At 67.8% G+C, this 255-nt stretch carries 1 protein-coding gene; it reads right to left on the bottom strand.

Features of this window, described 5'->3' with window-relative positions; all coding sequences use genetic code 11:
- The coding region (locus VSR82_RS40405; RefSeq protein WP_498858964.1) for a hypothetical protein at positions 1 to 255 on the bottom strand (255 nt) is incomplete at both ends.

Genomic DNA, 255 nt, shown 5'->3' with positions numbered 1-255 from the left:
GCGTGTGCGGCGAGCGCTCCAGCAGCTCCGCCAGGTGCTCCAGCGCATGTTGCATGTAACCGCAGATACGCTCTGCTGAAACCGGCTCGACCGCTTCCGCCGTCAGGCCCAGCGCCTGCCCGGAGTCTTCCACCGACAGGCTCAGGGGATAGTTGGTGCGTTCCTGCGCACCCAGCCACTCGATGCCGCCCGGGACATCGTCCGCGGCGGCGCCCTGAAGCGCCGCCAGCGTATTGTGGCGATAGTTCAGCAGCG

It is taken from the genome of Burkholderia sp. JPY481, from assembly GCF_038900515.1.
Lineage (GTDB): Bacteria > Pseudomonadota > Gammaproteobacteria > Burkholderiales > Burkholderiaceae > Paraburkholderia > Paraburkholderia youngii.
Note: the sequence above shows the minus strand (reverse complement) of the source record. Positions and strands in the feature narration are given on the sequence as shown.